Origin of the sequence: Tunturiibacter gelidiferens, assembly GCF_051013345.1 — a bacterium.
GTDB classification, from domain to species: domain Bacteria; phylum Acidobacteriota; class Terriglobia; order Terriglobales; family Acidobacteriaceae; genus Edaphobacter; species Edaphobacter gelidiferens_A.
Genome location: NZ_CP132939.1, coordinates 3,086,905 through 3,111,593 on the forward strand (window position 1 = coordinate 3,086,905; position 24,689 = coordinate 3,111,593).

The window sequence follows — 24,689 nt, forward strand, 5'->3', positions numbered from 1 at the left end:
GTGTGAAGATCGATGGAGTGAAGCCTGCGAGGCGCAGCTTGGTCGAAGCGCAGGAGTCGGCAATGCGCCATGGGCGGGGAAGCCTGCCCCAGGCGGAGCGCGCGGTGCTGGTTGCCGTGGAGTTTACTGGTGAGCGCCGCAAGCTGACCGCCGCGGCGAGGCTAGCAAAGACCGCAGCTGCCGTCTCGGCTGGCACTGCACTGGAGGCGGTCGATTTTTCCGCGGCGCCTAAATCGGCAATTGACCTTGATTTCGATGCTTCGCTGGCTGAGTTTGAAGAGCTTGCGAGGAGCGCGGGAGCTGAGGTGGCCGCGACTCTGATTCAGCGGCGGCCGAGGCCAGATCCGGCGACGCTGGTGGGGCAAGGAAAGCTCGAGGAGATCGAGGGTGTGATTGCCTCGACAGGGGCCGATCTGGTGCTGTTTGACCATGATCTGTCGCCTTCCCAGTTAAGAAATCTGGAGGCAAAGCTGCCGTGCCGGGTTATCGATCGAACGCAGTTGATTCTGGACATCTTCGCAAGACATGCACGGACGCGGGAGGGTCAGCTACAGGTGGAACTGGCACAGCTGGAGTATCAGTTGCCCCGGTTGGCTGGACGCGGAAAGTCGATGTCTCAACTGGGCGGCGGTATCGGGACGCGGGGACCGGGAGAAACGCAGTTGGAGACGGATCGAAGGAAGATCAATCTGCGAATCGATCATGTTAAGGAGCAACTGGAGTCAGTGCGGCGGATCCGCCGGCAGCAGAGGCAGAGGAGAGAGGCGGTTCCGGTGGCGGTGGTTGCGCTGGTGGGCTATACCAACGCAGGGAAGAGCACATTATTCAACGCACTGACTGAGGCCGGAGTGCTGGAGTCTTCGCGGATGTTTGCTACCCTCGATCCCAAGCTGCGGCAGTTGACGCTGCCTTCGCGGAGGAAGATTTTGCTGTCGGATACGGTAGGGTTTATTCGCAATCTGCCGCACACGCTGGTCACCAGTTTTCGGGCGACGTTGGAGGAGGTAGAGCGAGCGGAGCTGCTGCTGCATGTTCGCGATGCGTCGAGTCCGATGGTAGATGAACAGAAGACGCAGGTTGAGAAGGTGTTGGCCGAGCTGGACGTTTCGAAGAAACCTGTGATCGAGGTGTTGAACAAGATTGACTTGGTCCAGAATGACGAAGGAATGCCCATGGGAGCGCCGGGAAGTGTCGCTGTCTCGGGTCTGAAAGAGCTGGGGCTGGATCACTTATTAGCTGCGATTGATGCTGCGTTGGTCGTGGACCCACTGATTGAGATGCAGTTTCGTCTGCCTCAGTCGGAGGGAGCGGTGATGGCTGCTCTGGAGGCAGGTGCAGTGGTGGAAGGAAAGCGGTTTGAGGGGAATCTGGCGTACATTACGGCGCGAGGGCCGGCTTCTCTGCTGAACCGATTCAGAAGATTCCACGCGCGGGTGGGTTGAAAGCAAAAAGGCTCGTTAACTAGCATAGGCCGCCTGACGAGGAGCGGAGGTGGTGTCCTCGATCACGCGACCTATGTGACCCAGAGCTTAGGGTCCAGGTGGTAAGTTCAAGTCTAGTCCTTTGCCTCAGGAAGTCAAAGGAAAGGTGAAAATAATTCGTTGAGGGAGCGGTCCAGAGTAGCCGTGCGAATACCGATCAATATGGCCGATATTCATCGGAGACTTGGTTGACACTCTCATAATCGCTTTGCTAAAACTAGGTGTACCTCGAACTAACATGCAGCTTCTGCGCCAGTGTTTCTGGAACAGAGTAGCGGTGTGAGACCGCTCACGACAGGACATCCAAGCGGCCCCGGCCGACCCCATTTCATGGATCAGATACTGAATCAACTCGGTGGACTTGTGCTCGGCTCCGTGCCGACGATTGTTCTATTTATTCTGTTGGTGGCAGCTTACGGGTTGCTGGTCCGGCGTCCGTTGGACCGCGTGCTGGCTGAGCGGCGTGCACGTACCTCAGGCGCAATCGAGCAGGCTCGGAGGTCGATCGCCGCGGCGGAGTCGGAGACTGCGGCCTACGAAGAAAAGCTGCGTAGCGCCAGGATCGAAATCTTTCAGATGCGCGATAAGAAACTGAAGCAGTGGAATGCGGAGCGGGAGGCAGCGCTCGCGCAGGTTCGTCAGCAGACACAGGGTCGAGTTCACGGAGCTAAGCAGGAGATTGCGCAGAGCGCCCATGAGGCGCGGCTCCAGATTGCAGGAATGAGCGAAGAATTAAGCTCGCAGATTCTCAATGCGGTGCTTCCGGCCGGAGTTCATGCAACGGAGGTTGCGCAGTGAAAACTTCTTTTGGGAAGAGGCTTTTGCCTGTTGTTATTTTGCTTGGTTTTCTATTTGCGCCGATCTGCCATGTGAAAGCGCAGGACGCAAGTGTTCCGAGCACAAACGCTGGACAGCGGGCACCCGAGGCGCGGTCTCCGGAGAAGAATCAGCAAGAAGAAGATGAGAACGACAAGTATCTCCATTCAGCCACGGTGCGTGCTCTCGGCGCGAAGGTTGGCTTGAACGCGGAGCAGGCGGCCACGGCGTTCACGGTTGCCAACTTTGTGGTTCTGGCGGGGCTTGTGGGGTGGTTCCTGGCAAAGACGTTGCCAAAGACCTTTCGTGATCGGAACACGTCGATTCAGAAGCAGCTTGTGGACGCGCGTTCGGCGACCGAAGATGCCAATGCCCGGCTGAGCAGGGTGGAAGGTCGTCTAAGCAAGCTGGACGGTGAAATTGCTGCCATGCGCGCCCAGGCAGAGAAGGACTCCGCGGTTGATGAGCAGCGCATTGCGGCCAGCGTGGAAGAGGAGAGGCAGAAGATTTTGGCGGCGGCGGAGCAGGAGATTACGGCCGCAACAGCTCTTGCGCAGCGACAGATTCAGCAATACGCCGCAGAGCTTGCTATCGAACAAGCAGCACGCAAGCTGGTAGTAACGGCGGAGACTGACCGTCTGCTGGTGCAGAGTTTTGCGCAGCGGCTCACGAGTGACGATTCGAAGAAAGGGCAAAACTAATGTCTGTCCTTTCGTTGCGGTATGCACACGCTTTTGCTTCAGTCGCCGCTTCCGCTCACCTTAACTCCGCTGCGGCTCAACAGCAGATCGGTGATTTCAGCGGCACGCTCGCCGGGAGCCATGATCTGCGGGAAGTGTTGATGAATCCTTCGATCGTGAATGAGCAAAAGTTGAAGGTGCTCGATGCGATTGCCGGACGAATCGGTATGTTCCCACAGGTACGGAACTTTATTGCCGTGATTATGAATCATCAGCGTCTCGATGAGTTGGATGAGATTCTCAATGAGTACCATGTCCTTGCCGACGAGCAATCCAACATGGCCGAGGCGGAGATTACCAGTGCACGGCCTTTGAACGACCAGGATCGTGCTGAGCTCGAGGCTCAGGTTGCGAAGCTTGCAGGGGGCGCGTTCGGGCTACCTATCACCAGGATGCAACTCTGTTGGGTGGAGCTGTGGTGCGACTTGGTTCCACCGTGTATGACGGGTCTATCCGGGGACAGTTGCAGCAGTTGAAGCAGAAGCTTGTGAACGCGTAGAGACTTGCCGGTGACGGCGCTAAGTTTTTGAAGATTTGACACGAATCGAGTAGAAGGAAGACATGGCACAGATCAAGGCGGATGAGATAACAGAACTGCTTCGCCAGCAGATTGAGAACTTTGAGCAGCGCATCCAGGTGGATGAGGTTGGAACGGTCATCTCGCTGGGCGACGGCATCGCGCGTGTCCACGGCCTGGATAAAGTTATGGCCGGCGAATTGATTGAGTTTCCGCACGGCGTTGCCGGACTTGCAATGAACCTCGATGAAGACCAGGTCGGGGCGGTGCTGCTGGGCGACTACACGGAGATCAGTGAAGGCGATCAGGTAAAGCGTACCGGCAAAATCATGTCCGTACCGGTAGGCGAGGCTTTGATCGGCCGCGTGGTGAATGCGCTGGGTCAACCTATCGACGACAAGGGTCCGATCAACACGGACAAGTATCTGCCGGTAGAGCGGCTGGCTCCTGGTGTCATTGATCGTCAATCGGTGCGTGAGCCGATGGCTACTGGTATCAAGGCGATCGATACGATGATTCCGATTGGCCGTGGCCAGCGCGAACTTTTGATCGGCGACCGCCAGACAGGCAAGACTGCGATCGCGCTCGACACGATCATCAACTCCGCTAAGAACAACCTGATCTGCATCTATTGCGCGGTTGGGCAGAAGCGTTCTTCGGTGGCGCAAGTGGTGCAGACGCTCGAAGAGCATGGCGCAATGGCGTATACGATCGTCGTTGCTGCAACGGCTTCTGAACCGGCGCCAATGCAGTATCTTGCGCCCTTTGCAGCGACCGCGATGGGTGAGTACTTTCGCGACAGCGGCAGGCATGCCCTCGTGATCTACGACGATCTCTCGAAGCACGCTGCAAGCTACCGCGAGATTTCTCTGCTGCTTCGTCGTCCTCCTGGGCGCGAGGCCTACCCCGGTGACGTGTTCTATCTCCACTCGCGTCTTCTGGAGCGCTCATCGAAGGTTTCGGACAAGCTTGGAGGTGGTTCGCTGACAGCTCTGCCGATCATCGAGACGCAGGCTGGCGACGTTTCGGCTTACATTCCGACCAACGTGATCTCGATCACGGATGGGCAGATCTTCCTTGAGACAGACCTGTTCAACTCGGGCGTGCGTCCGGCCGTCAACGTTGGTTTATCCGTGTCGCGCGTGGGTTTCTCAGCGGCGATCAAGGCGACCAAGCAGGTGGGTGCAACGTTGAAGCTTGACTTGGCGCAGTATCGCGAGCTGGCTGCGTTCTCGCAGTTTGGATCGGATCTCGATAAGGTAACGCAGCAGCAGCTCAACCGTGGACAACGTCTGACGGAGTTGCTAAAGCAGCCTCAGTTCCAGCCGTTGACTGCGGAGAAACAGGTTGCGATTCTCTTTGCTGGTGTGAATGGGCTTCTGGATGATGTGGAAGTGACCGATCTGCGGGCGTTTGAGGACGGCTTCTATCCTTACCTCGAGTCGGCGCAGGTTTCAATTCTTACCGACATCGCTACGAAGAAGGCTCTGGACGACGACTTGAAGGCTCGTCTGACGGCGGCGATCAAAGAGTACAAGGGAAACTTCCTGGCGGATCGCAAGGACAAGAAAGAGACGGCTGCGGCTAAGTAAACCATGGCAAACGTACTCGATTTACGGCGTCGCATCCGCAGTGTGAAGAACACGCGGCAGATCACGAAGGCCATGAAGATGGTCTCGGCGGCTAAGCTGCGCCGGGCGCAGGAGCGTGCCATGCAGGCGCGACCCTATGAACAGATGCTTGTCAATGTGCTGGAGTCCCTGGTGCGTCGCACCGATATCTATAACGAGCAGACTGGCGAGATCTTTCATCCGCTGCTGATCGAGCGCGAAGAGAAGAACGTGCTGGTCGTCGTGATCGCAGGCGACAAGGGATTTGCGGGCGGCTTCAACTCCAACGTGGGGAAAGCAGCGCAGAAGTTCATCGATGCTCGCATGGCAAAGGGGCAGAACATTGATCTTGAGCCAATCGGGAAAAAGGCGATTGGCTTCTACAAGAGAAAGTTTCCCGCTGCGAACTACGAGAAGACGGAAGAGCACTACGATAACGATCTTGCGACTCACTTTGAGACGATCCGTCACCGCGCAGCACGGATCGAAGTTGCGGACGAGCATCCGGATCTTCTAGTCAAGACCGAGATTGCGGCTGTCTCCAAGTTGGCGCACTCGATCATAGAACGTTACGAACGGTCGGAGATCGATTCGGTCTATCTGGTTTATAACGAGTTCAAGTCGGTATTGCAGCAGCGGATCGTGGTGGAAAAGCTGCTTCCGATTGTTGAGCTTGGAGAGCATAATGTTGAGTCTTCCCTGGAACGGACCCAGGAGGAGCGCGATGCCGCTGTTCGGGCGGCGCAGTCTGAAGGCATCAGCGTTCATGTGCCAGAAGCTAGTGAGATGGAAGAGGAAGCCAAGAAGTTTGGCACCGCAGATGTCGACTACATCTTCGATCAGTCGCCGGAGAGGCTCTTTCGGCATCTGATGCCGCGGTATGTGACGACGGTGATCTTTCATGCGTTGCTCGAGTCCACCGCAGCAGAGCATGCGGCGCGCATGACGGCGACCGATGCTGCGACGAAGAACGCAGGCGATCTTATCGACAGCCTGAGCCTCACCATGAACCGAGTACGTCAGGCAGCAATTACCAAGGAAATTATTGAGATTGTGAGTGGCGCGGCTGCTCTCTAAGTACAGCGGCTGCGACAACGAAAGAGACTTATGGCAGAGAATATTGGAAGAGTAATTTCGATCAGCGGACCGGCCGTTGACATTCAATTCGAAGAATCGCACATGCCGCCTATCTTTCAGGCGATCCGCATCGTCAGCGAAGGCTTCGATGTTCCCACCCCGCTGGATGTGATCGTTGAGGTTCAGCAGCATCTTGGCGAAGGCCGCGTGCGCTGTATCGCGATGGTCGCGACCGAAGGTATGGTTCGCGGGATGAAGGCGATCGATACTGGCGCAGGCATTATGGTGCCGGTGGGCCGCGAGACTCTTGGCCGCGTGCTCAACGTGCTCGGTCATCCAGTGGATGAACTGGGTCCGGTTAACGCTAAGGTCCACCTGCCGATTCACCGGCAGGCTCCTGCGTTTGACGAGCAGTCGACCAGCGAAGAGATGTTCGAGACCGGGATCAAGGTCATCGACCTGATTCAGCCGTTCTTGAAGGGCGGCAAGATCGGTCTGTTCGGTGGCGCGGGTGTTGGCAAGACCGTCATCATTCAGGAGCTGATCAATAATGTCGCGAGCCAGCATGGAGGCTTCTCGGTGTTTGCCGGAGTGGGCGAGCGTACTCGTGAAGGAAACGATCTCTGGGTGGAGTTTCAGGAGTCCGGCGTTATCGACTTGAAGGATCTCCCGAAGAGCAAAGCGACGCTGGTCTATGGACAGATGACTGAGCCGCCAGGGGCGCGTCTTCGCGTGGCACTGACCGGTCTCACGGTCGCGGAGCACTTCCGCGATGAAGAGGGCGCGGATACGCTGTTGTTCATCGATAACATCTTCCGGTTTACGCAGGCGGGTTCTGAGGTTTCGACTCTGCTTGGCCGTATGCCTTCGGCCGTAGGCTACCAGCCGAATCTTGCGACTGAGATGGGTGAGTTGCAGGAGCGGATCACCTCGACGAAGAAGGGTTCGATCACGTCGGTGCAAGCTGTCTATGTGCCCGCTGACGACTTGACCGACCCGGCTCCGGCGACAACCTTTGCTCACCTGGATGCAACAACCGTGCTTTCGCGTCCGCTGTCGGAGCTTGGTATCTATCCGGCCGTCGATCCTCTGGCTTCCACCTCGCGCATCTTGTCTCCTCGTGTTGTTGGGCAGGAGCACTACGATGTGGCGCAGGGTGTAAAGAAGATTTTGCAGCGCTATAAAGATCTGCAGGACATCATTGCGATTCTCGGTATCGACGAGCTCTCGGAGGAGGACAAGATCACCGTGGCGCGTGCGCGTAAGGTGCAACGGTTCCTGTCGCAGCCGTTCCATGTGGCTGAGATCTTCACTGGTATCCCAGGCGCTTACGTCAAGGTCGCGGATACGGTTCGGAGCTTCAAGGAGATTATCGAAGGCAAGCACGACGATATTCCGGAGCAGGCCTTCTATCTGAAGGGCGGAATCGAAGATGTGATTGCAGCCGCAGAGAAGATGAAGCAGACGGCATAACTCATGGCAGAGACGACGAGCAATTCGGGGTTGTTAACGGTTCGGCTGGTGACGCCGGACCGTGTCCTGCTGGATGCGACGGCGGAGGCGGTAGAGCTGCCGGCGAGGTCAGGGTATCTGGAGGCCCTGTATGGTGCTGCGCCGCTGCTCGCAGAACTTGGGGCTGGTGAGGTGCGGCTGCATGGTGGCAGCTCCGGCGATCAGACGTTTTTCGTGGCCTGGGGTTTCGTAGAGGTGCTGCCGGAGCGGGTGACGATCCTGGCGGAGACCGCGCTGCATCCCGATGAGATTGACACCGCAGAGGCTCAGAAGGAGCTTCAAGAGGGGCAGAAGCTTTGGAGTGAGGCAGGCGACGATGGCGAGAAGTATGACGAAGCCAACGCGGTTACGCGAAAGGCGGAGGAGAAGATCGCCTCGGCACAGGGTAAGAGCAGCTAAACCTTTCTAATCTGAGAGCTAAAGAAGCCGCCTTGAACAGGGCGGCTTTTCTATTTCCATGGCGAAGTCTCATCGACCCGGCTCTCGAAGGATGGAGGTGTCTCTTCGAATCGTCGGGCACGGGTGTGCTATCGCCTGGGTTCTGACCTTTGGTGGGAACTTTTGACGCGATGATCTGTATCCATTGGCGGAAAGATGGGCGGACTACGACATGGACTTAACAGAAACATGTAATTGTGAAGCAAAAGCGTGGGGTGCTATTGTCTCGGTCAAGGTCGACATTTGGCCGAATGTGTTGTTGAGAAACGCTGCGATTTGTCTAAAAATGCTGCGATTTCAGAAGAGAGACGGCGAAGAGCGAAACTTTCGCTGAACTTTATGGATCAGATGTCATAACGAGGCTGCGACGAGTCGAACTATTGTGCGACTTGCGGCTTTGAAGCAAGGGGTTGAACGATCTTGGAGCGCCCACCACCTGATGAGCAGGGGCGATCGAAGCAAGTGAACAATCGCTAACTAATCAGGAGGAACTACTACGATGCGTTCTGAATTGATCTTTAAGGCGGTCGCGTATGAATCAAACCGCTATAAGCTTGTTCGGCTGGTTGCCAAGGGAACCCGCAAACTACACAGGCCAAATACTCGGGTGCAGGATACGACCAACGAGATGCTTGAGCGTTTGAGCGAGCCGGCTGAAACGTCGAAGACCGTGGTCATCGGGCGAGCACCAGTCCAGAAGCAACGCGCCGCTTGAAGCGGCGCGGCACGTTGTCGAAGAGGTGACCCTGTAGAGGGCCAGGAGTCTCATCATGCCAACTTCATTTGCCACACCGAAAGGGGTTTCACGAAAGGCTGGCCCCCCAAAACTATTCGAAAGAATGCCGCATGGTATTTGCTGTTTCTCGAACATTTGGACGAGTTCGCGACCTTGGCATGGTATCTCGTGGCGGATCACCGCCTAGTCGAAGAGGCGATTCTGCGCACGATGGAGCAGTTGGACGCGATTCCGTTCGATGCCTCGACGCCTCTGCTTGCATATAACCAGGTGAGGGAGACATTGATTACGCAGGCGATCGCTGGACTGGGTCTAGGGCGCAAAGGAAGTGAGGAGGATGCTTCCTATTTGCCAAGCACTCTTGGTGAGTTGCCTGACCTGCCGCGACTGGCATTTATGCTGAAGCTCGTTTTGCGATCCTCGGAGATCGAGGTGGCAAAGTTTCTTGACGTCACGCCGTCCAGGGTGCGGGAATTGGTTCAGGCTGCGATCGATCGTCTGAGTCTGCGGATGCCCTTTTCTGTACTGACCGGTTGCCATGACGCGTGACAAGTGAAATTCCAGGTAAAGAAGTAAACCCCGGAGCGATCCGGGGTTTAGTTTTTCTGACTTCGATTTTTTATGGAGGAAGATCTTTCAGGAGGCTTTTTTGTCTTCGCGGTGAGTGCCGAAGTCTCCGTGGCAGATTCGGCCTGCTGGCGTAGAGCGTGGATTACGACGCGCAACATCTCCTCTTCTGGAGCAGGCTTGCCGGTGAAGATCTCGAACTGACGCGCTCCCTGCTGCACGAACATCTCGATGCCGGTGATGATGGGGATGCTCTGCTGGCGCGCGAGACGGAGGAGTGGGGTTTCGAGTGGATTGTAGACCAGATCGAAGACCAACTTGGTGTTGAGATCTACGGCTTCGAGAATAGGTGCGCCCTTGATGCCGGTCATGCCGATGGGAGTCGCATTTACGATTACGTCGAAGGTCGTCTTGGCGACGGCCTCCTTCTTGATGGTCTTTGAACCGGACTGCTTGGCCAGCTTCTGCGCGGTTTCGGCGGTGCGATTGAGAATGAAAACCTCGGCACCCTTGTCGCGCATCCCAAAGACTGCGGCGCGAGCTGCTCCGCCGGCACCGAGAACGAGAGCTTTTGCTCCGCGAAGAGCCATGCGCTTCTCAATGGGGCCAGTGATGCCGGCGACGTCAGTGTTGAAGCCGTATAGCTTGCCGTCCTGGCGCAGGACCGTGTTACAGGCACCGATTTTGGCCGAGAGGGGATCGGTCTTTTCGAGGTGCGCCATGATTTCCTGCTTGAGCGGCATCGTGACACTGAGGCCTTGGATTGGGATCTCGTGGACGAGTTTGAGCAGGTCGGAGAGTTTGTTAGCCTGAAGCGCGAGATAGACAGCGTTGACGGTCTCGCGACGGAAGGCCGTGTTCATCATGATGGGCGAGAGCGAGCTGCGGATGGGGTTGCCGGCGACACCATAGACCTTGGTGGCTGCATCGACCTGATCGATCCGATAGGTTTCGATCAGTGTGCGGGCGGCAATCTGGCCGGGAGCGGTCTCTTCGCCAGCGGTGGCTGCAGCGAAGGTGAAGGCAGAGCCGGCGCGGAGTCCGAGGACGCGCGAGATGATGCCGGCATCACCCATACAGACGCCGACGATGTTGGAGTGATTGTCCATACGTTCGATGAAGCGCATGAGGGTAACGTTGTCGGTGAGAGTTTTGGCCGTGGGGACGATCTTGATGAAGTCTGGTTGAAAGGGCTCGATGCGCTTGAAGATGGTGTCAAGATCTTTGGTTGCGGTAAAGTCGTGGTGGCTAACGATAAGCGCGACGCCTGTCTCGCGAAGCTTCTGAAGCTCGCCTTTTTTCAAACTTTCGGCGGATTCGAGCTCAAGATCGACGATGTGGAAGCCGGACGTTGCTGCCTTGGAGAGAATTTCCATCTCCGCGGCGAGGGGGCCGGCAAACTTGCCGCCGTTGGCTGCGCGGCGACAGGTGGCGATGGCGGTGACGGCGGTGTTTTCGCCGAGGAAGTGTTTCAGTTTAGGCAGGGCGAGGAGAGGCTTCTCCAGGTAGTCGAGGCGAAACTCGAGGAAAGGAGTCTCCTTGACAACGGCGCTGGCTTTTTCAAGCATCTCGGCGGGCGTGGCGCCGATGATGGGCACGCAGACTTTACCGATACGGGAACGAAGAAATTGCGGGGCTACGGTGGGCACATTCACTCTCATGTCTACAATCGCGGTATATTACAGACCCGCGGGGAAGGATGCAAATTTTTGTTGAAATATAAGGGGGTTAGTTCGTGCCCCCGCATCGTCAATTGTTTCCGTATCTTTGGATGCGCTAAGCCTTGTTGCGGTACTAAAAAGTAGACTCTACATATTGAAGAATGTTACCGGGTACTGTCCCAATGGAAGAAATGCGAGGTGGCTTGACCGAGCGGCCCCGACTCTAGAACCGTTTGCTAAATCTCTTGGTATAGAGAGAGACGCTACTATGATCAAGCAGAGGATAGACGTTCAAAGTGAAGGAGTTAGCGTGAGCGATGGGATCGAAACGATACGAGTTGGGGTCTGGCGGAGGTTTGTGTGGCTGCGGCACGGGTTTAGTACCCGAAGCGGGGGTATTTCCTCGATTTATGGGGGAAGAACGCTGAATCTTGGGTGGACCAAGGAGGATGAAACGACATTGGTGGCGGAGAATCGGCGGAGTTTTTTGCGGTACGTCGATGGTGATTTGGGGGATCAAGATGGTTCTGTGCTGGTGGGATTGCGACAGATCCACTCCGATGTCGTACACGTTGTTCGTGAAGCGGATGGAGCGCTCGGCGGGAAGTTGCAGACGGCGGATGGGAGGGCTGTGCTGGAGGGCGATGGGTTGGTCACGAACGTGCCAGGAGTGCTAATTGGGGTGGGGACGGCGGATTGCGTTCCGGTGCTGGTGGTGGATCAGGAGAAGAGGGCTGTTGGAGCGTTTCATGCGGGATGGCGGGGGACGGTGGCCCAGATCGTGGAACGCGGGGTGGCGATGATGATGACTGAGTACGGGTCGCGGGTGGAGGACCTGGAGGCCGCGGTGGGGCCGAGCATTGGGGCTTGCTGCTACTCGGTGGGCAGGGAGGTTCACAGGGAGTTTAGGGAGCGATTTGCGTATGGTGAGGAGCTCTTCAGGGTTGGTGTCGCTGAAGAGGAGGAGAAGTTGTACCTGGACCTTTGGGAGGCAAATCGCAGGCAGTTGCTGGAGGCCGGAGTCGGCGAGGATCGCATCACTGTGGTTGGAGAGTGTTCCGCTTGCAAGGTCGATTCGCAAGGCGAACTAAAGTACTTTTCGCATCGTGGGGAGAAGGGCGTTGCGGGGAGGATGTTGAGCGTGGTGGGTGTGGCTCGAGAGCCGCAATAGCTGCTGAAAACTGCAGCTACAGCGGCTATCGTATAGAGGTGCTCCAGAAGGTTAGTCCATGAGTTTTCGGGTTAGGTAGGTGTACTGTTCGGCGCGGGTGTTTGCCTGCTCTTTGAGATTGGCTCCGGCGGCGTGACCGCCTTCGACGATCTCGTCGTAGAAGAAGGGCTTGTGAAACTCTTCGAGGCGCGCGGCGAATTTGCGTGCGTGCACGGGCCCGACGCGATCATCTTTGGTGGTGGTGAAGATGAGCGGCTCGGGGTAGTTGGTTTGGGGTTGAGCTCGTTATAGGGGGAGATGTGAGCGAGGAACTTTCGCTCTTCGGGGATGGAGACGGTGCCGTATTCGCCTACCCAGGAGGCTCCGGCGGCGATGTGCTCGAATCGGATCATGTCGAGGAGAGGGACCTGAATGACGACGGCGTTCCACATCTCGGGGTGCTGGGTGAATTCGACGCCCATGAGAAGGCCGCCGTTAGAGCCGCCCACGATACCGAGGCGGCGAGGCGAGGTGATTTTGCGGGTGAAGAGATCCTGGCCTACTGCGGCGAAGTCGTCGTAGATGCGTTGGCGGTGGGTCTTGAGACCGGCGTCGTGCCAGGCGGGCCCGAACTCGCCGCCTCCGCGTATGTTGGCGAGGACGAAGGTGCCGCCTCGCTCAAGCCAGAGCTTGCCGAGGATGGGGTTGTAGAGAGGCGTCATGGAGACTTGAAAGCCGCCGTACGCGTTCATGAGAGTTGGATTCGAGCCGTCGTACTTGATGTCTTTGTGGCGGACGAGGAAGTATGGGACTTTGGTTCCATCTTTGGAGGTGGCCAGAAGCTGTTCGACGACGAGATGGGAAGCATCGAATTGGGCCGGGAGAGTTTTGCCGATCTGTAGATTGGTTGATGCTGCGTCGCCGAGGAGGAGTGAGGAGGGCGTCAGGAAGCCAGTGGTTTCGAGGAAGAACTTGTTGTCGGAGGTGTTGGTGGTGGCGATACTGACGCTGAGATTGTCGGGGATGTCTAGCTTCTTGCGTGTCCACGTGTTGTTTGCTTCGTGGGTGTAGATGTAGGCGCGGCCTTGCACGTGGTCGAGTGTGGTGAGGAGGAGGTGGTCTTTGGTGGTTGCTGACTCCTGGAAAAACTCTTCGGAGGTGGGACTGAAGATGACGGTTGGCTTGAGGTGGATGGGATCTGTCTTTACGGCTTCGAGGTCTAATGCAACGACTGAGCCTTGAGGGACTGTTTTAGAGAGGCCTTCGGGCTTCCAGTCCTGGTTGAGTTCGACGATCAGCTGGCCGTCGAGCATATCGTGAATTTGCGATTTTCCGGGAACAAAGATTTTTTGGGTCCGTTGGTGGTGTAGAGGAAGGTCTCGCGCTCAAAGAAATTTACTCCGCGCTCGATGACTACGGCGATGTGACCCTGACTATCGTGAAGACCTGTTGCACTGACTCCTACGTCGGCCGGTGTGCCCCGATATACCTCTTTGGCTTGGTCAAGCGATTGGCCGCGCTTCCAGAGTTTGACGACGAAGGGGTAGCCGGATTGAGTCATGGTGCCGTCTCCCCAGTCGCGGGCGACGAGGAGGGTGTCTTTGTCGACCCAGGTCAGGTCCTGCTTGGACTTCGGCAGGACGAAGCCTCCTTCGACGAAGTTGCCGGTCTTGAGGTCGAACTCTCGCCGAGTGTCGGCGTCTTCGCCGCCGGCGGAGAGAGAGACCAGGCAGAGGCCGTCTCCCGGGTAGAGGCAGTTGAGGCCTTTCTCTACCCATTTTTCATTGTCTTTCGCGGCGAGGGCGTCGTAGTCGATGACGGTCTGCCACTCTGGCTGATCGGTGAGGTAGCTGTCGAGGGAGGTCTTTCGAAGGATGCCGCGGACGTGTTGGGCGTCCTGCCACGTGTTGTATATCTCGCCGACGCGGAAGTCCGGGGAGGGAAGCCGAGTGGGCGATTCAAGGACTTTGAGCGCCGTTTCGGCGAGTACGGGGTATCGTGGGTCTGCCTGGAGGATTTTGGCCGAGCGGGCATTTTCTTCGTTGACCCAGGCCATGGCTTTGTCGCCAGAGACATCCTCGAGCCACTGGTATTTGTCTGGCTGTTCTGTGGTCGTCTGGGCGAAGCCGTGAAGGTAGCCAAAGGTGGTTGCGATTGCGAACGCGGTGAGGACTGCGGTCTTGCGGCTCCTAAGCTGCATCTCGTTGTTTTTCCTTCCTGATTAGTTCGCGGCGCTTGCTGTCTTTGACGTCGGCTGGTGAGTTGGTGTGCGAAGAAAGCCAGTGTAGCGCAGGTGTTGTCAGAGGTTTGTCATGAACTGTCTGATGAACTGTTCAGATCGATACAGGCTGGTGTTCTGGATCTAAAGTTCAAACTGCCTCCAGATGCAACAGCATCTTGCAAGGGGCGGTAAAGAACAGACAACGGCGTGAAGGGGATGGGTGGAAAGGGACGAGGGGTTCTGGGAAGGCGGAGTTCGTCGGGATTCTTCGCTTCGTTCAGGATGACAGCAGAGGCTTGATACGGGCTTCGCTAGCTTGATACGGCTTCGCCTGGACTCAGGACACTAGGTCTTGCACAGCTCTTCAGCGAGGGCTTCTCGATGGTTCAGCGCTATTGCGTCAAGACGGTTCAGAACTCGGGTGTAAAAAATGAGGGCTGCTATCGCGAAGGCCAGGAGAATAGGGATCATAAGCCAAGGTTGGCCGAGGTGCTGGCAGAAGAGGACAGTTGCAAAGCCGATAGCGAAACAGGCTAGAACAACACCTAAGGCAATTAGGGCGCTAAGTTGCGAAGTCTGTGTGCGGCTGATCTTCGACAGGTTGATTTTTTTGGTGCGCTGAGGGAGCGGAGATTGCCGATGGCTCCGTTGGTGAAGGTGGCGAAAAGGAGCCAACAGAGAGTCGCGACCGCGATGAGCGGAGGCGGAGTATGGGCGCCGAAGACGAGAATTCCGAAGATGAGGACGAATTCGATGAGAGTGAGGAGAAAGCCAATCAGGTTTTTTGCGAGGAAGACGTCGCGGATGCGCGTGGGGCTGACGAAGTAGAACTGGACGCCTGGGCCGTCCATGCCGAGGCCGTTATAGGAGAGGATGGCGACGCCGAGCAAAGAGTAGGCGACGGCTGCAGGGAAGATGAGGCTATCGCTGGTACCGCTGGCTCCTATGCGGCTGGCGAATATGGAGACCATGAATAGTGGAGCGATGAAGCCGTATAGCTGATTGGTGTTGCGGCGGAGGTAGATGAGTTCTTTGTGGAGACATGCGGAGAGTGTGGAACTCATGCCCAGAAGGCCGTTAGTTGAAGCCGTAGTCGCTGGCGCAGGCCGAGAGGTGCGGGATGGCGACCGAGCGCGGGTTGCAAGGGGCTGGTGGGCGACCCGACTTAGGTTTTCGCCGTGGAACTCGCGATTCATCCGCCAGGCATAGATGACCAGGAAGATGCACCCAAAGGCCGCGAGGCCGAGCAGAGAGGCGATGGCGTTGAAGTGGCGTGCTTGCGCAGAGCTGACGATCGATGTGGCGGCCAGACCCGGGGGAAGGAGTTCGGCGACGGGGCGAAGACGTTTGAAGATTTTGATGAGGACGGGAAATTTGTTGACGCGGCCATTTTGGAAGGCCGGGTTGAAGCTTAGGTTGATGTATTGGAAACCGAGGGAGCCGAAGATGATGAGGGCGGTGAAGATTTCGCTGGCGCGACGGGTAGAGAGCCAGCGCTCGACCCAGGTGATGGCCATTCGTGTGAAAAAGATGTTTGCCAGGGCGAAGACAAAGATGACGAGTGTGGTCCAGGGTGCTAGCGACGGCTTGGCTATGCCGATACCGATGTCAGCGGCGATGAGGGCCAGAGTGCCGATGACGTTGGCCGCGGAGAGTAGCCCGAAGAAGAGGCGGGCTGTGAGGTAGCGGGGAAAGCTGAGGGGGAAGCGAATGATCGTGTTGATGTCGAAGCTGAGGCCGGGCGCCGAGATGTTGAGGACCACGAGTTGCCAAAGGAGGAAGACTCCCCAGGTGATTGCCGAGAGCATGGCGAGACGGTCCGTGGAGGCGAGGAGGTAGGCTCCGAAGCCTGCGCCGAGAATGGGGAAGATGGCGATGACGGCGATGACGGGGACGATCAGGATGCGGGCGATGAGTTCGCCGACTCCACCCTTGCGGCGGAAGGCATTGCGAAAGATGCACCAGCGAAGTTGAGCCAGAGCAGCGAACTGGGCTCGACTTTGGGCGGAGGTCCAGGTTGGATTTCGAGGATCGCTCGCATTGTTGGTTAGCCCAGCCATGAGAGTTCCTGCTCGGGATGGGTATTGGCGGGATCGCCGCCTACGATGCTGAGAAAGATTTGCTCGAGGGTGAGGATTTGGTTGCCGCCGTTGTCTTCAGGGTTGCGGGCCTGAACACCTGCGCGGAGCTCTTCAAGCGAGCCGTTGGCGATGAGGTGGCCGCGATCGATGATAGCGATGTGGGTGCAGAGGCGCTCGACGATTTCGAGAACGTGGGAGGTGAGGAAGATGGTCGCGCCGCGAGCGATCATGCCCTGAAGCATGGCTTTGAGTGTGCCGGAGGCGATGGCGTCGACGCCTTCGAAGGGCTCGTCGAGGAAGAGGATGCGTGGGCCGTGGATGACGGCGGCGGCGAGGGCGAGCTTTTTGCATGCCATGGGAGAAGTCGGTGATAAGTTTTTTGTTTCGCCTGCGAGGCTCATGAACTCGAGGAGCTCTGTGGTGCGGGCGGCGGTGGTGTCGGCGTCGAGGCCATACATGCGGCCTACGAAGCGAAGGTATTCGGCGGCGGTGAGGCGGCCGAAGAGGGCGAGGCCTTCCGGGACGACGCCGATCTGGCGTTTAACTTCGATAGGATTTGTGGCGGCGTCGAGGCCGAGAATCTGGATGGAGCCCGAGGTCGGTGCTAGCAGGCCGGTGAGCATTTTGATGGTGGTAGATTTGCCTGCACCGTTGGGGCCGAGGAATCCGAAGAACTGGCCCGGAGACACTGTGAGGTTTACGTCTTGAACTGCGGTGAATTCGCCGAAGCGGCGGGTGAGGCCTGTGGTGGTGACGGCGGGAATCATGTGAGGGAAGCATATCGCAGGGGATGCACCGCCAGGGCAAATTTAGGGCGCTTTGGTTTATCGGTGTCCGTCATTCCGCTGCCTCGCGATGCGGAAAAGACATCGAAGGACGGGAGTGAACGTCTAAGAATCGGGGTTGGAAATATGCAACACGGGAAGTTGCGGGTTGATATACTTAAGAGTCACCTCATCTCGCCGGGTTGAGGGTGTAGCTGTGTTTTGGGCAGGACGCGACGCTCGGTTAGCGAGACTGCAGAACAGGTTTTGAATGAGTAATATTCTCGAGACAATCAACTCTCCCGCTGACGTCAAGAAGCTTTCGATTGCGGAGCTGACCCAGTTGGCAGAGGAGATTCGGGCGCGACTGATTGTGGGGGTTGCGAAGACGGGCGGACATATCGGTCCGAATCTCGGCGTGGTTGAACTGACGCTGGCGATGCACTTTGTGTTCGACACCCCGAAGGATAGCTTCGTCTTCGATGTGAGCCATCAGGCTTACGTCCACAAGCTGCTGACGGGGCGAGAGAAGCTGTTTCATACGATTCGACAGCCGGGTGGTTTGAATGGGTTTATGCTGCGCACTGAGAGTGAGCACGACAGCTATGGTGCGGGACACGCAGGAACGGCGCTGAGCGCGGCTCTGGGTATGGCTGTTGGCCGTGACATGTCGGGTGGGAAAGAACATATCGTCGCGCTGGCTGGCGATGCAGCGTTTACGAATGGAATCTCGTTTGAAGCGTTGAACAATATTGCGGCTCAGACCAAGCGGTTGATCGTGGTGTTGAACGATAATGCGTGGTCGATTGATAAGAACGTGGGGGCGATCGCTGAATACTTTCACAAGATCGTGACGAATCCGACGATTTCGAGCCTGCATGATCGGGCGGCAGATCTGCTGGAGCGCTTTGGCGGGAAGACGGTGCGGCATGTTGCTCGCAAGGCGGAGGAGGCGGCGAAGGGTTTAATTGGGCCGGGCACGCTCTTCGAAGAGTTTGGGCTCAGCTACTTTGGGCCGATCGATGGACACAATCTGCCACTGCTGATCGAGACATTCAACTTTTTGAAGCAGCAGAACAAACCGGTGGTGCTGCATGCGATCACTCAAAAAGGCAAAGGTTTTCAGCCTGCGATAGAAAAGCAAAAGAAGTTTCATGGGCTAGGACCTTACGATGCGCAGACAGGAGAGACGAAGCCTGCGGGACAGAAGACCTATTCTGAGATCTTTGCGGAATCGCTGACGAAGCTTGCTACGATGAACGATAAGGTTGTGGCTATTACAGCTGCAATGCCCAACGGGACCGCGTTGGATCTCTTTAGGCCGCACCATCCAAAGCGGTACTTCGATGTGGGAATTGCTGAGGAGCATGCTGTGATCTTCGCAGCTGGGATGGCGACGAAGGGATATAAGCCTTTTTGCGCGATCTATTCGACGTTTCTGCAGCGTGCCTTCGATCAGATAGTGCATGATGTTTGTCTGCAGAATCTGCCAGTGGTGTTCTGTATGGATCGCGGCGGGTTGAGCGGGGATGATGGGCCGACGCATCATGGACTGTTCGATATCAGCTATCTGCGCAGCGTGCCGAACCTAGTGCATATGGTGCCCAAGGATGAGGATGAACTCGCCGACATGATGTATACGGCGATGCTGCACGAAGGGCCAAGCGCGATTCGATATCCGCGTGGGACTGGCCCGGGCGTTGCAGTGAAAGAGCAGCCAGTGGCGCTTGAGATCGGCAAGGCTGAGGTGATTCGCGACGGAGCGGATGTTGCTATCTTCGGTTTAGGAGCAATGCTGCCAGAGGCGGTCCGTCTGGCAGAGATGTTGAAGCTGGAAGGGTTTTCTGCGGCGGTGATTAATCCGCGTTTTGCGAAGCCGGTAGATCGTGATTGTGTCGGAGAATACGGTGGCCGCTGTGGGTTGGTCATTACTTTAGAAGATCATGTTCTTGCGGGTGGTTTTGGTTCTGCAGTGATGGAGACGCTAAACGAACTTGAGTCTCCGGTTCCCGTGGTGAGGGTGGGGTGGCCGGATGCGTTCATCGAGCATGGGAAAGTGGAGACACTGCGAGAGAAGTACGGCCTTACGGCCGAGGCAGCGCTTGAGAGATCGAGACCTTATCTCAGCAAGCTGATGGAGCAGGTTCTCGCCAAGCATTAGGTGAAGAGGTTCATTCGATGCGGCTGCAATTCACGGCCCGAGCGAGGATCCATTCTCACACCGAGGACGGCTTTCAGGGATGAATCAGGAGCGCAAGCAACTCGGTTGTGCGGGTGTGGCGATAGTCGAAGGTGCTGCGAAGCTGACGGGCGACGAAAAGGTTGTTTGCCAGGTTTCCCAGGCCGCCTAGCGGCAACTCGTACTCGACTTTGTCGGATAGCAGTGTGCCGCAGTTGGAGCTGGAAGACTCTCTGTCGCGAATGTCCGGTCGCACACTATGGCAGTGATGCCAGTATGTAAAGGGACCACGTAGTTGTTGATCGCAGAAGTAATCATTCCACACGAACTCGGAGATCTCTGCGTCCCATGAGACTCTGATTGGCGAGTACGGAAAAGGACGAAAGGTGATTGTAAGTTTCGTGCCTGCTCCTGCCGCATTGCTCGTGGAATTGGCGGAGGCGAGATGCACGGGACGCGATGGCGGTGGTGCGAAAGAAGCCTCTTCGATGCGGGCCTTCTGCCAGGATGGCATGAGGCGTGGGAGGTTTTCTGGATTTGCGAAGAAGGCAAAGACAACGTCGACTGAATACGGGAGCCACTGTTCGGCTTGTAATGTATGGCGCATGGCTGGGTTGGTTATAGCGTGTTTGCGCGGTAAAGAGCGAGTGACGAACAACTGCGAGCCGCGAGTTTCGTGAGATGAAAAAAGAGCGCCTCATGAAGAGGCGCTCAAGGGAATGCCGGAGGAAGTACTTAGTTGGGCATGAGGACGGTGTCGACGACGTGGATGACGCCGTTCGACTGGAAAACATCTGCCGTGGTGATGATTGCCGTGCCGCCCTTTGCATCCGTCAGCATGATGTTGCCGCCGGACAAGGTGGCTGTGAGATCTTCGCCCTGAACTGTCTTGAGGGCAGCTTTGCCGCCGCCCTTCTTGATCATCTTCTCGAGTTCTTTGGAGCTGATCTTCCCGGCAACGACGTGGTAGGTGAGGATTTTGTCGAGAGTGTCTTTGCTCTCCGGCTTGACGAGAGTATCGACGGTGCCGGCGGGGAGTTTTGCAAAGGCATCATCGGTCGGCGCGAAGACGGTGAAGGGGCCCGGGCTGTTAAGAGTATCGACCAAGCCGCCGGCTTTGACGGCAGCGACGAGAGTCTTGTGGATCGGCGAGTTGACCGCGTTTTCGACGATCGTCTTGGTGGGGTACATGGCTGCGCCGCCGACTTCGGGGTCCTTCTGTGCGTGGGCGGTGAGTGAGGTGATGGCCAGTGTGGCCACTGCGAGGGTGGCAAGGAAAGACTTCTTCATTTTCGTTATCCTTTTCGTTCTCAGTTTCCAGAAGCTCCCTGCAGGGGCGTTCATAAGCAACTACGTCCACTCGCGTGGACTGGATTGCTTCTATTTCCATCATGCTTGTGAAACCTCAGGCAAAGTGACATCGTTGCGAGGTCGGTTGTGTGTGCGTAATTGATTGCGACAAGATGTTGATGATGTGAAGTTGTGCATCCTACGAAGGTGGCGTTGACAATTCCATCGAGTCCTCGTCAACTGAAGTCAGTGAACATGTTAAAAGAGTCGGGCAGTGGTTACGGGTTGAACGAGACACAGGAGCAGGGGTTCATCCGGCCGCTGTGCACGACCGTGGCTTGTTGCTGATCGGATTGTTCAAGCTGGCGAAGGCAATCTTCTTCTTCTGTATTGGCGCCGGCGCCCTTCATCTGGTTCACAAAGATATCGGCGATGAGGTGCTGCGGCTGGCGTTGAAGTTGAAGTTCGACCCGGAGAGCCGCCTGGTCGCTTTGCTGCTGGGTAAGGTCGATTTGATCGACGCTCATCGGTTGAGACAGATCAGCGTGGCGACGTTTGCCTACTCCGCGCTGGCTTTGACGGAGGGCATTGGGCTGCTGCTTGAGAAGGTCTGGGCTGAGTACCTGACGTTGATTCTGACGGTATCTTTTCTTCCGTGGGAGTTGTATGAGCTGGCTCGAAGGCCAGACTGGTTTCGCCTGAGCCTGCTCATCATCAATCTCGCGGTGCTGGCTTACCTGGTGTGGCTGTTGCGCCGGAAGAACTTACTGGGGACGCATTAGCCCCACCCCCCTCCCCCCTCCCCCCATACCCCTGCTCAAGTTATTTATTTTCACTTACTTAGCCTTCAGGTATACCTCCAAATTATTCATTCTAAAGAGCTTATTCGCAAATATTTCCAAACAAGAGGGTTAGGTCGGGATCGGCCTCCCAAAACGTCAGTGACTACTCTTCTTTTTTCTATATACCTATAAGTATAGAAGCTTGAGCATAACTAATACGCCAGGCTTATCTCAGTGTTGATAAGGGAGATAAGCGACTTCAGGGCTTGACAGGATTTGGAAGAGTCATGGATACCAGAGTTCCTGGTTTCAATCGGGGGCGAGGATCTAGATATTTTTTCCGGTCGGATGTCGGGAGAGTATGGTTTTCGCTTTTATTTCGCCTATCAGATGGATTCGGGTCTTTGCAAGTGACTCCAAAGTTATGAACCACAGAGCTAAACACTACCTGTAGTGGTTATCTTTCTAGATTGCCCAATAGCTAAGTTTTCCACAATCCAATTCGGGAAATACACAGAAGTTGCACAAATTAACTCTTTACAGGGGATGCACCTCAGCGATGCTTGGGTGGAGCGGAGTAGAAGATTTTGGAGTCTGGTGGACCAAACTAGATTCCCGGCAAGCAAAATTCTACGACGTGAAGTGATTTTGGACGGAAGTTGAGTTGGCGGAGGTATCGAGGTCGTTATGTTTCGGGGAAATCACCCAACACGAGTGGACGAGAAGGGGAGACTAAAGCTCCCTGCCGAGTTCAAGCGCCGTGTGGATGAGCTGTACGGTCCCCAGTTCTACATAACGAGCATGGATGGGAAGCGGGCGCAGGTTTACCCGCTGAAGGAGTGGGAGCAGATCGAGGCGTCGCTTTCGAAGATGTCCCCGATGGATCCGGTACGGAAGAAGTTTCAGGATGTAACGAACTTTTATGGGCAGATGGCAGAGATGGACGCGCAGGGCCGGGTGCTGATTCCGCAGAAGCTTAGGGAGTTGGCGAAGGTGACTGGCGAGGTCAATGTCCTGGGGTCGCAGACGTTGTTGGAAGTTGTGAATGCCGAGCTGTTCGATGCCGAGATGAAGAAGGCTAGCGGAGCGGTTGAACTTACGGATGTGGATCTGATGGCGTTCGCAGAGAAGACCAAGGCAGTTGCTTAGCAGTTGGTAAAGAGCAGTAAGGAAGTGAGTAGAGGTAGGAACGGGCAATGGCAAAGACAAAGGCGAAATACGGGGTCTCTCCACTCCGCCGGGCGATAGAACTGTCCGGCTCCGGTCGAGATGACAACTATTTTCAAGGTTTCGGACAGGTTGTAAGAGGTTCAGGTTGGTGCAGGAAGGCCCCCAGGGGCAGCACAGAAGGCGGGTGAACGATGAAGAGTCCGCAACATGTGCCGGTTCTTTTAGAAGAAGTTTTGGAGTATTTGAATGTGCGACCGGGCGGCGTGGTGGTTGACGCGACGCTGGGTCTGGCGGGGCACTCTTTGGAGATCGCGAAGAGGCTGGGCGGCAAGGGCAAGTTGATTGGCTTTGACCGCGACCCGGAGGCGATGGAGAAGGCTAAAGCAAGGCTTGAGGTTTTGCGGGCCGAGCTTGGAGACGAGATGCCGGAGGTGGTGTTTGAGCCGAGGGCGTTTTCGGAGGCTTCGGGGGTGATTGAACCCGGGAGCCTGGATGGATTGCTTGCTGATTTTGGCGTGAGCAGCCTGCAGCTGGACGAGGCGCACAGAGGATTTAGTTTTCGGACCGATGGTCCGCTTGATATGCGGATGGATACGCGCAGCGGGGAGACGGCCGAGCAAGTGGTAAATCAGGAAGACGAAAACGAACTCGCCGACCTGATTTACGAATTCGGAGAGGAAAGGAGGTCGCGGAGAATCGCCAGAGCCATTGTTAGGGCCCGGCCGATTACGACTACAGCAGAATTGGCTCGAATCGTATCGGCCGAGGCCCCACCAATGAAAGGCGAGAAGATTCATCCGGCGACACGTACCTTTCAGGCGCTTCGGATTCGAGTGAATAACGAGTTGGGAGAGATTCAATCGCTGCTGAAGAGCGCGGGGTCTCTGTTGAAGCCGGGAGGAAGGCTGGTGTTGATCAGCTTTCACTCTTTGGAGGACCGGCTGGTGAAGGACGCGTTCAAAGCTGCCAAGGACGCGAAGGTTTTTGAGGTTTTGACGAAGAAGCCGGTTGTGGCGGCTGAGCAGGAGCAGATGAGAAATCCGCGGTCGCGCAGTGCCAAGATGAGGGCGGCCGAAAAAATTTAGGTAAGAGATTCTCTGGTGCACTGAAAATGGTGCAGTCTATAGATAGAGAAAACATGTGATCGGGCCGGGGTTGTCCCACCTTCTTTCAGGCGAAAGACAACTCTGTAGCAAAAAGTCCCTTCCTCCCATAGCGATCCCGGCCCGGTTCGTACGTTGAGGAGAGTGGCAAAAGATTTTGGGCTCAGGATTTAGTGGCGGGTTGAGAGAGGTGCAGGATGGCAGCTTCGGCGATGGCGGGACAACAGTTAGAGATGCTGGGATCGCGGGCGCATAGCCGTGCGGAGTCGCTGACGGCGCGGAATCGTGAGCTCTATGAGACGCAACGGCGTGCGCGGCGTGGGCCGACGCCGGAGGTTTTCTTTACGAAACACATCGACAACAGCCGCATCGTGAAGGCGGACGATCCGGAGCGGCGGCGTGAGATGCGCACGTTTACTGCAGTGATGAGTGTGTTGTTTGTGCTGGTGATGGTTTATGTTTGGCAGCACTTTTCGGCGATCGAAATTGGTTATCACGTCGAGGCTCAGAAGCTTCAGGTGGAAGAGTTGCGGGAGGAGAATCGGCAACTGCGATTGAATGAGGCGCAGTTGACCGATCCCGGCCGGATCGACAGGATTGCCAAGCAGCTTGGTTTGGGCGAGCCCCAGCCTGGACAGGTGGTGCGGCCGGAGGGCGGCGGAGATCCGAATGCCCCAGTGCTGGCGCAGGCTAGTGCTCCGGCGATGCAGATTGCGCAGTAGCGAATTGTCGGCAGTGTGTTCGAGTCTGTAGGGAACGTCTGACGGTGAGGGATTGGGAAGTACACTAACGAT

General features: G+C 56.6%; 22 protein-coding genes and 2 pseudogenes. 16 read left to right on the forward strand and 8 right to left on the reverse strand.

What is annotated here, in order from left to right:
- Positions 1-62: 62 nt before the first annotated feature.
- The 10 genes and pseudogenes from hflX to RBB80_RS15335 all read left to right on the forward strand — a co-directional run bounded on the left by hflX (position 63) and on the right by RBB80_RS15335 (position 9,476).
- Complete coding sequence (hflX, locus tag RBB80_RS15290; protein WP_433969691.1) at positions 63-1,442, forward strand: GTPase HflX; 1,380 nt, start codon at positions 63-65, stop codon at positions 1,440-1,442.
- A gap of 369 nt (positions 1,443-1,811) precedes the next feature.
- Positions 1,812-2,279, forward strand: coding sequence for a hypothetical protein (locus tag RBB80_RS15295; protein ID WP_433969159.1), 468 nt, complete (start codon positions 1,812-1,814; stop codon positions 2,277-2,279).
- On the forward strand, positions 2,276-2,998 hold the full coding sequence (locus RBB80_RS15300) for an ATPase (RefSeq protein WP_433969160.1): 723 nt from the start codon (positions 2,276-2,278) through the stop codon (positions 2,996-2,998). The genes RBB80_RS15295 and RBB80_RS15300 overlap by 4 nt, the downstream gene beginning before the upstream one ends.
- Positions 2,998-3,536, forward strand: a pseudogene (gene atpH / locus RBB80_RS15305) (ATP synthase F1 subunit delta). Before RBB80_RS15300 ends, atpH begins: the two are co-directional and overlap by 1 nt.
- A gap of 62 nt (positions 3,537-3,598) precedes the next feature.
- The gene (atpA, locus tag RBB80_RS15310) at positions 3,599-5,146 is read left to right on the forward strand and encodes a F0F1 ATP synthase subunit alpha (RefSeq protein WP_433969161.1); all 1,548 of its coding nucleotides are present in this window, start codon (positions 3,599-3,601) and stop codon (positions 5,144-5,146) included.
- Positions 5,147-5,149: 3 nt separating this feature from the next.
- On the forward strand, positions 5,150-6,241 hold the full coding sequence (locus RBB80_RS15315) for a F0F1 ATP synthase subunit gamma (RefSeq protein ID WP_433969162.1): 1,092 nt from the start codon (positions 5,150-5,152) through the stop codon (positions 6,239-6,241).
- Between the two features lie 30 nt (positions 6,242-6,271).
- Positions 6,272-7,714, forward strand: coding sequence for a F0F1 ATP synthase subunit beta (gene atpD / locus RBB80_RS15320; protein ID WP_433969164.1), 1,443 nt, complete (start codon positions 6,272-6,274; stop codon positions 7,712-7,714).
- Positions 7,715-7,717: 3 nt separating this feature from the next.
- Positions 7,718-8,152, forward strand: coding sequence for an ATP synthase F1 subunit epsilon (atpC, locus tag RBB80_RS15325; RefSeq protein WP_433969165.1), 435 nt, complete (start codon positions 7,718-7,720; stop codon positions 8,150-8,152).
- Positions 8,153-8,690: 538 nt separating this feature from the next.
- Positions 8,691-8,906, forward strand: a complete 216-nt coding sequence (locus RBB80_RS15330; RefSeq protein WP_433969166.1) for a hypothetical protein — start codon at positions 8,691-8,693, stop codon at positions 8,904-8,906.
- A 174-nt stretch (positions 8,907-9,080) separates the two neighbouring features.
- On the forward strand, positions 9,081-9,476 hold the full coding sequence (locus tag RBB80_RS15335) for a hypothetical protein (RefSeq protein ID WP_433969168.1): 396 nt from the start codon (positions 9,081-9,083) through the stop codon (positions 9,474-9,476).
- Positions 9,477-9,523: 47 nt separating this feature from the next.
- On the opposite strand, the gene aroE is transcribed toward RBB80_RS15335, so the two are convergent.
- Positions 9,524-11,143, reverse strand: coding sequence for a shikimate dehydrogenase (gene aroE, locus RBB80_RS15340; protein ID WP_433969169.1), 1,620 nt, complete (start codon positions 11,141-11,143; stop codon positions 9,524-9,526).
- Between the two features lie 322 nt (positions 11,144-11,465).
- Between aroE and pgeF the strand changes: the two genes are divergently transcribed.
- On the forward strand, positions 11,466-12,326 hold the full coding sequence (gene pgeF, locus RBB80_RS15345; protein ID WP_433969170.1) for a peptidoglycan editing factor PgeF: 861 nt from the start codon (positions 11,466-11,468) through the stop codon (positions 12,324-12,326).
- Between the two features lie 51 nt (positions 12,327-12,377).
- Here the strand turns inward: pgeF and RBB80_RS15350 are convergent, their stop codons facing one another.
- The 5 genes and pseudogenes from RBB80_RS15350 to RBB80_RS15370 form a co-directional block, all read right to left on the reverse strand.
- On the reverse strand, positions 12,378-12,539 hold the full coding sequence (locus tag RBB80_RS15350; protein ID WP_433969171.1) for a hypothetical protein: 162 nt from the start codon (positions 12,537-12,539) through the stop codon (positions 12,378-12,380).
- Positions 12,540-12,661: 122 nt separating this feature from the next.
- A pseudogene (locus RBB80_RS15355) lies at positions 12,662-13,618 on the reverse strand (prolyl oligopeptidase family serine peptidase); the annotation flags it as partial.
- On the reverse strand, positions 13,600-14,505 hold the full coding sequence (locus tag RBB80_RS15360; RefSeq protein ID WP_433969172.1) for a hypothetical protein: 906 nt from the start codon (positions 14,503-14,505) through the stop codon (positions 13,600-13,602). The gene RBB80_RS15360 and the pseudogene RBB80_RS15355, both read right to left, overlap by 19 nt.
- A gap of 575 nt (positions 14,506-15,080) precedes the next feature.
- Positions 15,081-16,586: a hypothetical protein gene (locus RBB80_RS15365; RefSeq protein WP_433969173.1), complete on the reverse strand. Its 1,506-nt coding sequence runs from the start codon at positions 16,584-16,586 to the stop codon at positions 15,081-15,083.
- Positions 16,574-17,374, reverse strand: coding sequence for an ABC transporter ATP-binding protein (locus RBB80_RS15370; protein ID WP_433969175.1), 801 nt, complete (start codon positions 17,372-17,374; stop codon positions 16,574-16,576). The genes RBB80_RS15365 and RBB80_RS15370 overlap by 13 nt, the downstream gene beginning before the upstream one ends.
- 268 nt (positions 17,375-17,642) lie before the next feature.
- Between RBB80_RS15370 and dxs the strand changes: the two genes are divergently transcribed.
- Complete coding sequence (gene dxs / locus RBB80_RS15375) at positions 17,643-19,532, forward strand: 1-deoxy-D-xylulose-5-phosphate synthase (protein ID WP_433969177.1); 1,890 nt, start codon at positions 17,643-17,645, stop codon at positions 19,530-19,532.
- Positions 19,533-19,605: 73 nt separating this feature from the next.
- On the opposite strand, the gene RBB80_RS15380 is transcribed toward dxs, so the two are convergent.
- The gene (locus RBB80_RS15380; protein ID WP_433969178.1) at positions 19,606-20,157 is read right to left on the reverse strand and encodes an SRPBCC family protein; all 552 of its coding nucleotides are present in this window, start codon (positions 20,155-20,157) and stop codon (positions 19,606-19,608) included.
- Positions 20,158-20,285: 128 nt separating this feature from the next.
- Positions 20,286-20,840 (reverse strand): fasciclin domain-containing protein, encoded by a 555-nt coding sequence (locus tag RBB80_RS15385; RefSeq protein ID WP_433969180.1) that lies wholly within the window; start codon positions 20,838-20,840, stop codon positions 20,286-20,288.
- A gap of 323 nt (positions 20,841-21,163) precedes the next feature.
- On the opposite strand from RBB80_RS15385, the gene RBB80_RS15390 reads away from it, so the two are divergent.
- The 4 genes from RBB80_RS15390 to RBB80_RS15405 all read left to right on the forward strand — a co-directional run bounded on the left by RBB80_RS15390 (position 21,164) and on the right by RBB80_RS15405 (position 24,617).
- Entirely contained in the window at positions 21,164-21,622 is a 459-nt protein-coding gene (locus RBB80_RS15390; RefSeq protein WP_433969181.1) for a DUF2127 domain-containing protein, read from the forward strand.
- 687 nt (positions 21,623-22,309) lie between these two features.
- Entirely contained in the window at positions 22,310-22,771 is a 462-nt protein-coding gene (locus RBB80_RS15395) for a division/cell wall cluster transcriptional repressor MraZ (protein WP_433969182.1), read from the forward strand.
- A 212-nt stretch (positions 22,772-22,983) separates the two neighbouring features.
- The gene (gene rsmH, locus RBB80_RS15400) at positions 22,984-23,877 is read left to right on the forward strand and encodes a 16S rRNA (cytosine(1402)-N(4))-methyltransferase RsmH (protein WP_433969184.1); all 894 of its coding nucleotides are present in this window, start codon (positions 22,984-22,986) and stop codon (positions 23,875-23,877) included.
- A gap of 215 nt (positions 23,878-24,092) precedes the next feature.
- Entirely contained in the window at positions 24,093-24,617 is a 525-nt protein-coding gene (locus tag RBB80_RS15405; RefSeq protein ID WP_433969186.1) for a cell division protein FtsL, read from the forward strand.
- Positions 24,618-24,689 lie beyond the last annotated feature (72 nt).

Coding starts and splice junctions, on each gene's coding strand:
- rsmH (WP_433969184.1), top strand. CDS start 22,984: ATGAAGAGTCCGCAACATGTGCCGGTTCTTTTAGAAGAAGTTTTGGAG.
- RBB80_RS15405 (WP_433969186.1), top strand. CDS start 24,093: ATGGCAGCTTCGGCGATGGCGGGACAACAGTTAGAGATGCTGGGATCG.
- RBB80_RS15295 (WP_433969159.1), top strand. CDS start 1,812: ATGGATCAGATACTGAATCAACTCGGTGGACTTGTGCTCGGCTCCGTG.
- RBB80_RS15395 (WP_433969182.1), top strand. CDS start 22,310: ATGTTTCGGGGAAATCACCCAACACGAGTGGACGAGAAGGGGAGACTA.
- atpD (WP_433969164.1), top strand. CDS start 6,272: ATGGCAGAGAATATTGGAAGAGTAATTTCGATCAGCGGACCGGCCGTT.
- hflX (WP_433969691.1), top strand. CDS start 63: ATGCGCCATGGGCGGGGAAGCCTGCCCCAGGCGGAGCGCGCGGTGCTG.
- RBB80_RS15380 (WP_433969178.1), bottom strand. CDS start 20,157: ATGCGCCATACATTACAAGCCGAACAGTGGCTCCCGTATTCAGTCGAC.
- dxs (WP_433969177.1), top strand. CDS start 17,643: ATGAGTAATATTCTCGAGACAATCAACTCTCCCGCTGACGTCAAGAAG.
- RBB80_RS15330 (WP_433969166.1), top strand. CDS start 8,691: ATGCGTTCTGAATTGATCTTTAAGGCGGTCGCGTATGAATCAAACCGC.
- RBB80_RS15365 (WP_433969173.1), bottom strand. CDS start 16,586: ATGGCTGGGCTAACCAACAATGCGAGCGATCCTCGAAATCCAACCTGG.
- RBB80_RS15385 (WP_433969180.1), bottom strand. CDS start 20,840: ATGAAGAAGTCTTTCCTTGCCACCCTCGCAGTGGCCACACTGGCCATC.
- RBB80_RS15370 (WP_433969175.1), bottom strand. CDS start 17,374: ATGATTCCCGCCGTCACCACCACAGGCCTCACCCGCCGCTTCGGCGAA.
- RBB80_RS15360 (WP_433969172.1), bottom strand. CDS start 14,505: ATGCAGCTTAGGAGCCGCAAGACCGCAGTCCTCACCGCGTTCGCAATC.
- RBB80_RS15315 (WP_433969162.1), top strand. CDS start 5,150: ATGGCAAACGTACTCGATTTACGGCGTCGCATCCGCAGTGTGAAGAAC.
- atpC (WP_433969165.1), top strand. CDS start 7,718: ATGGCAGAGACGACGAGCAATTCGGGGTTGTTAACGGTTCGGCTGGTG.
- atpA (WP_433969161.1), top strand. CDS start 3,599: ATGGCACAGATCAAGGCGGATGAGATAACAGAACTGCTTCGCCAGCAG.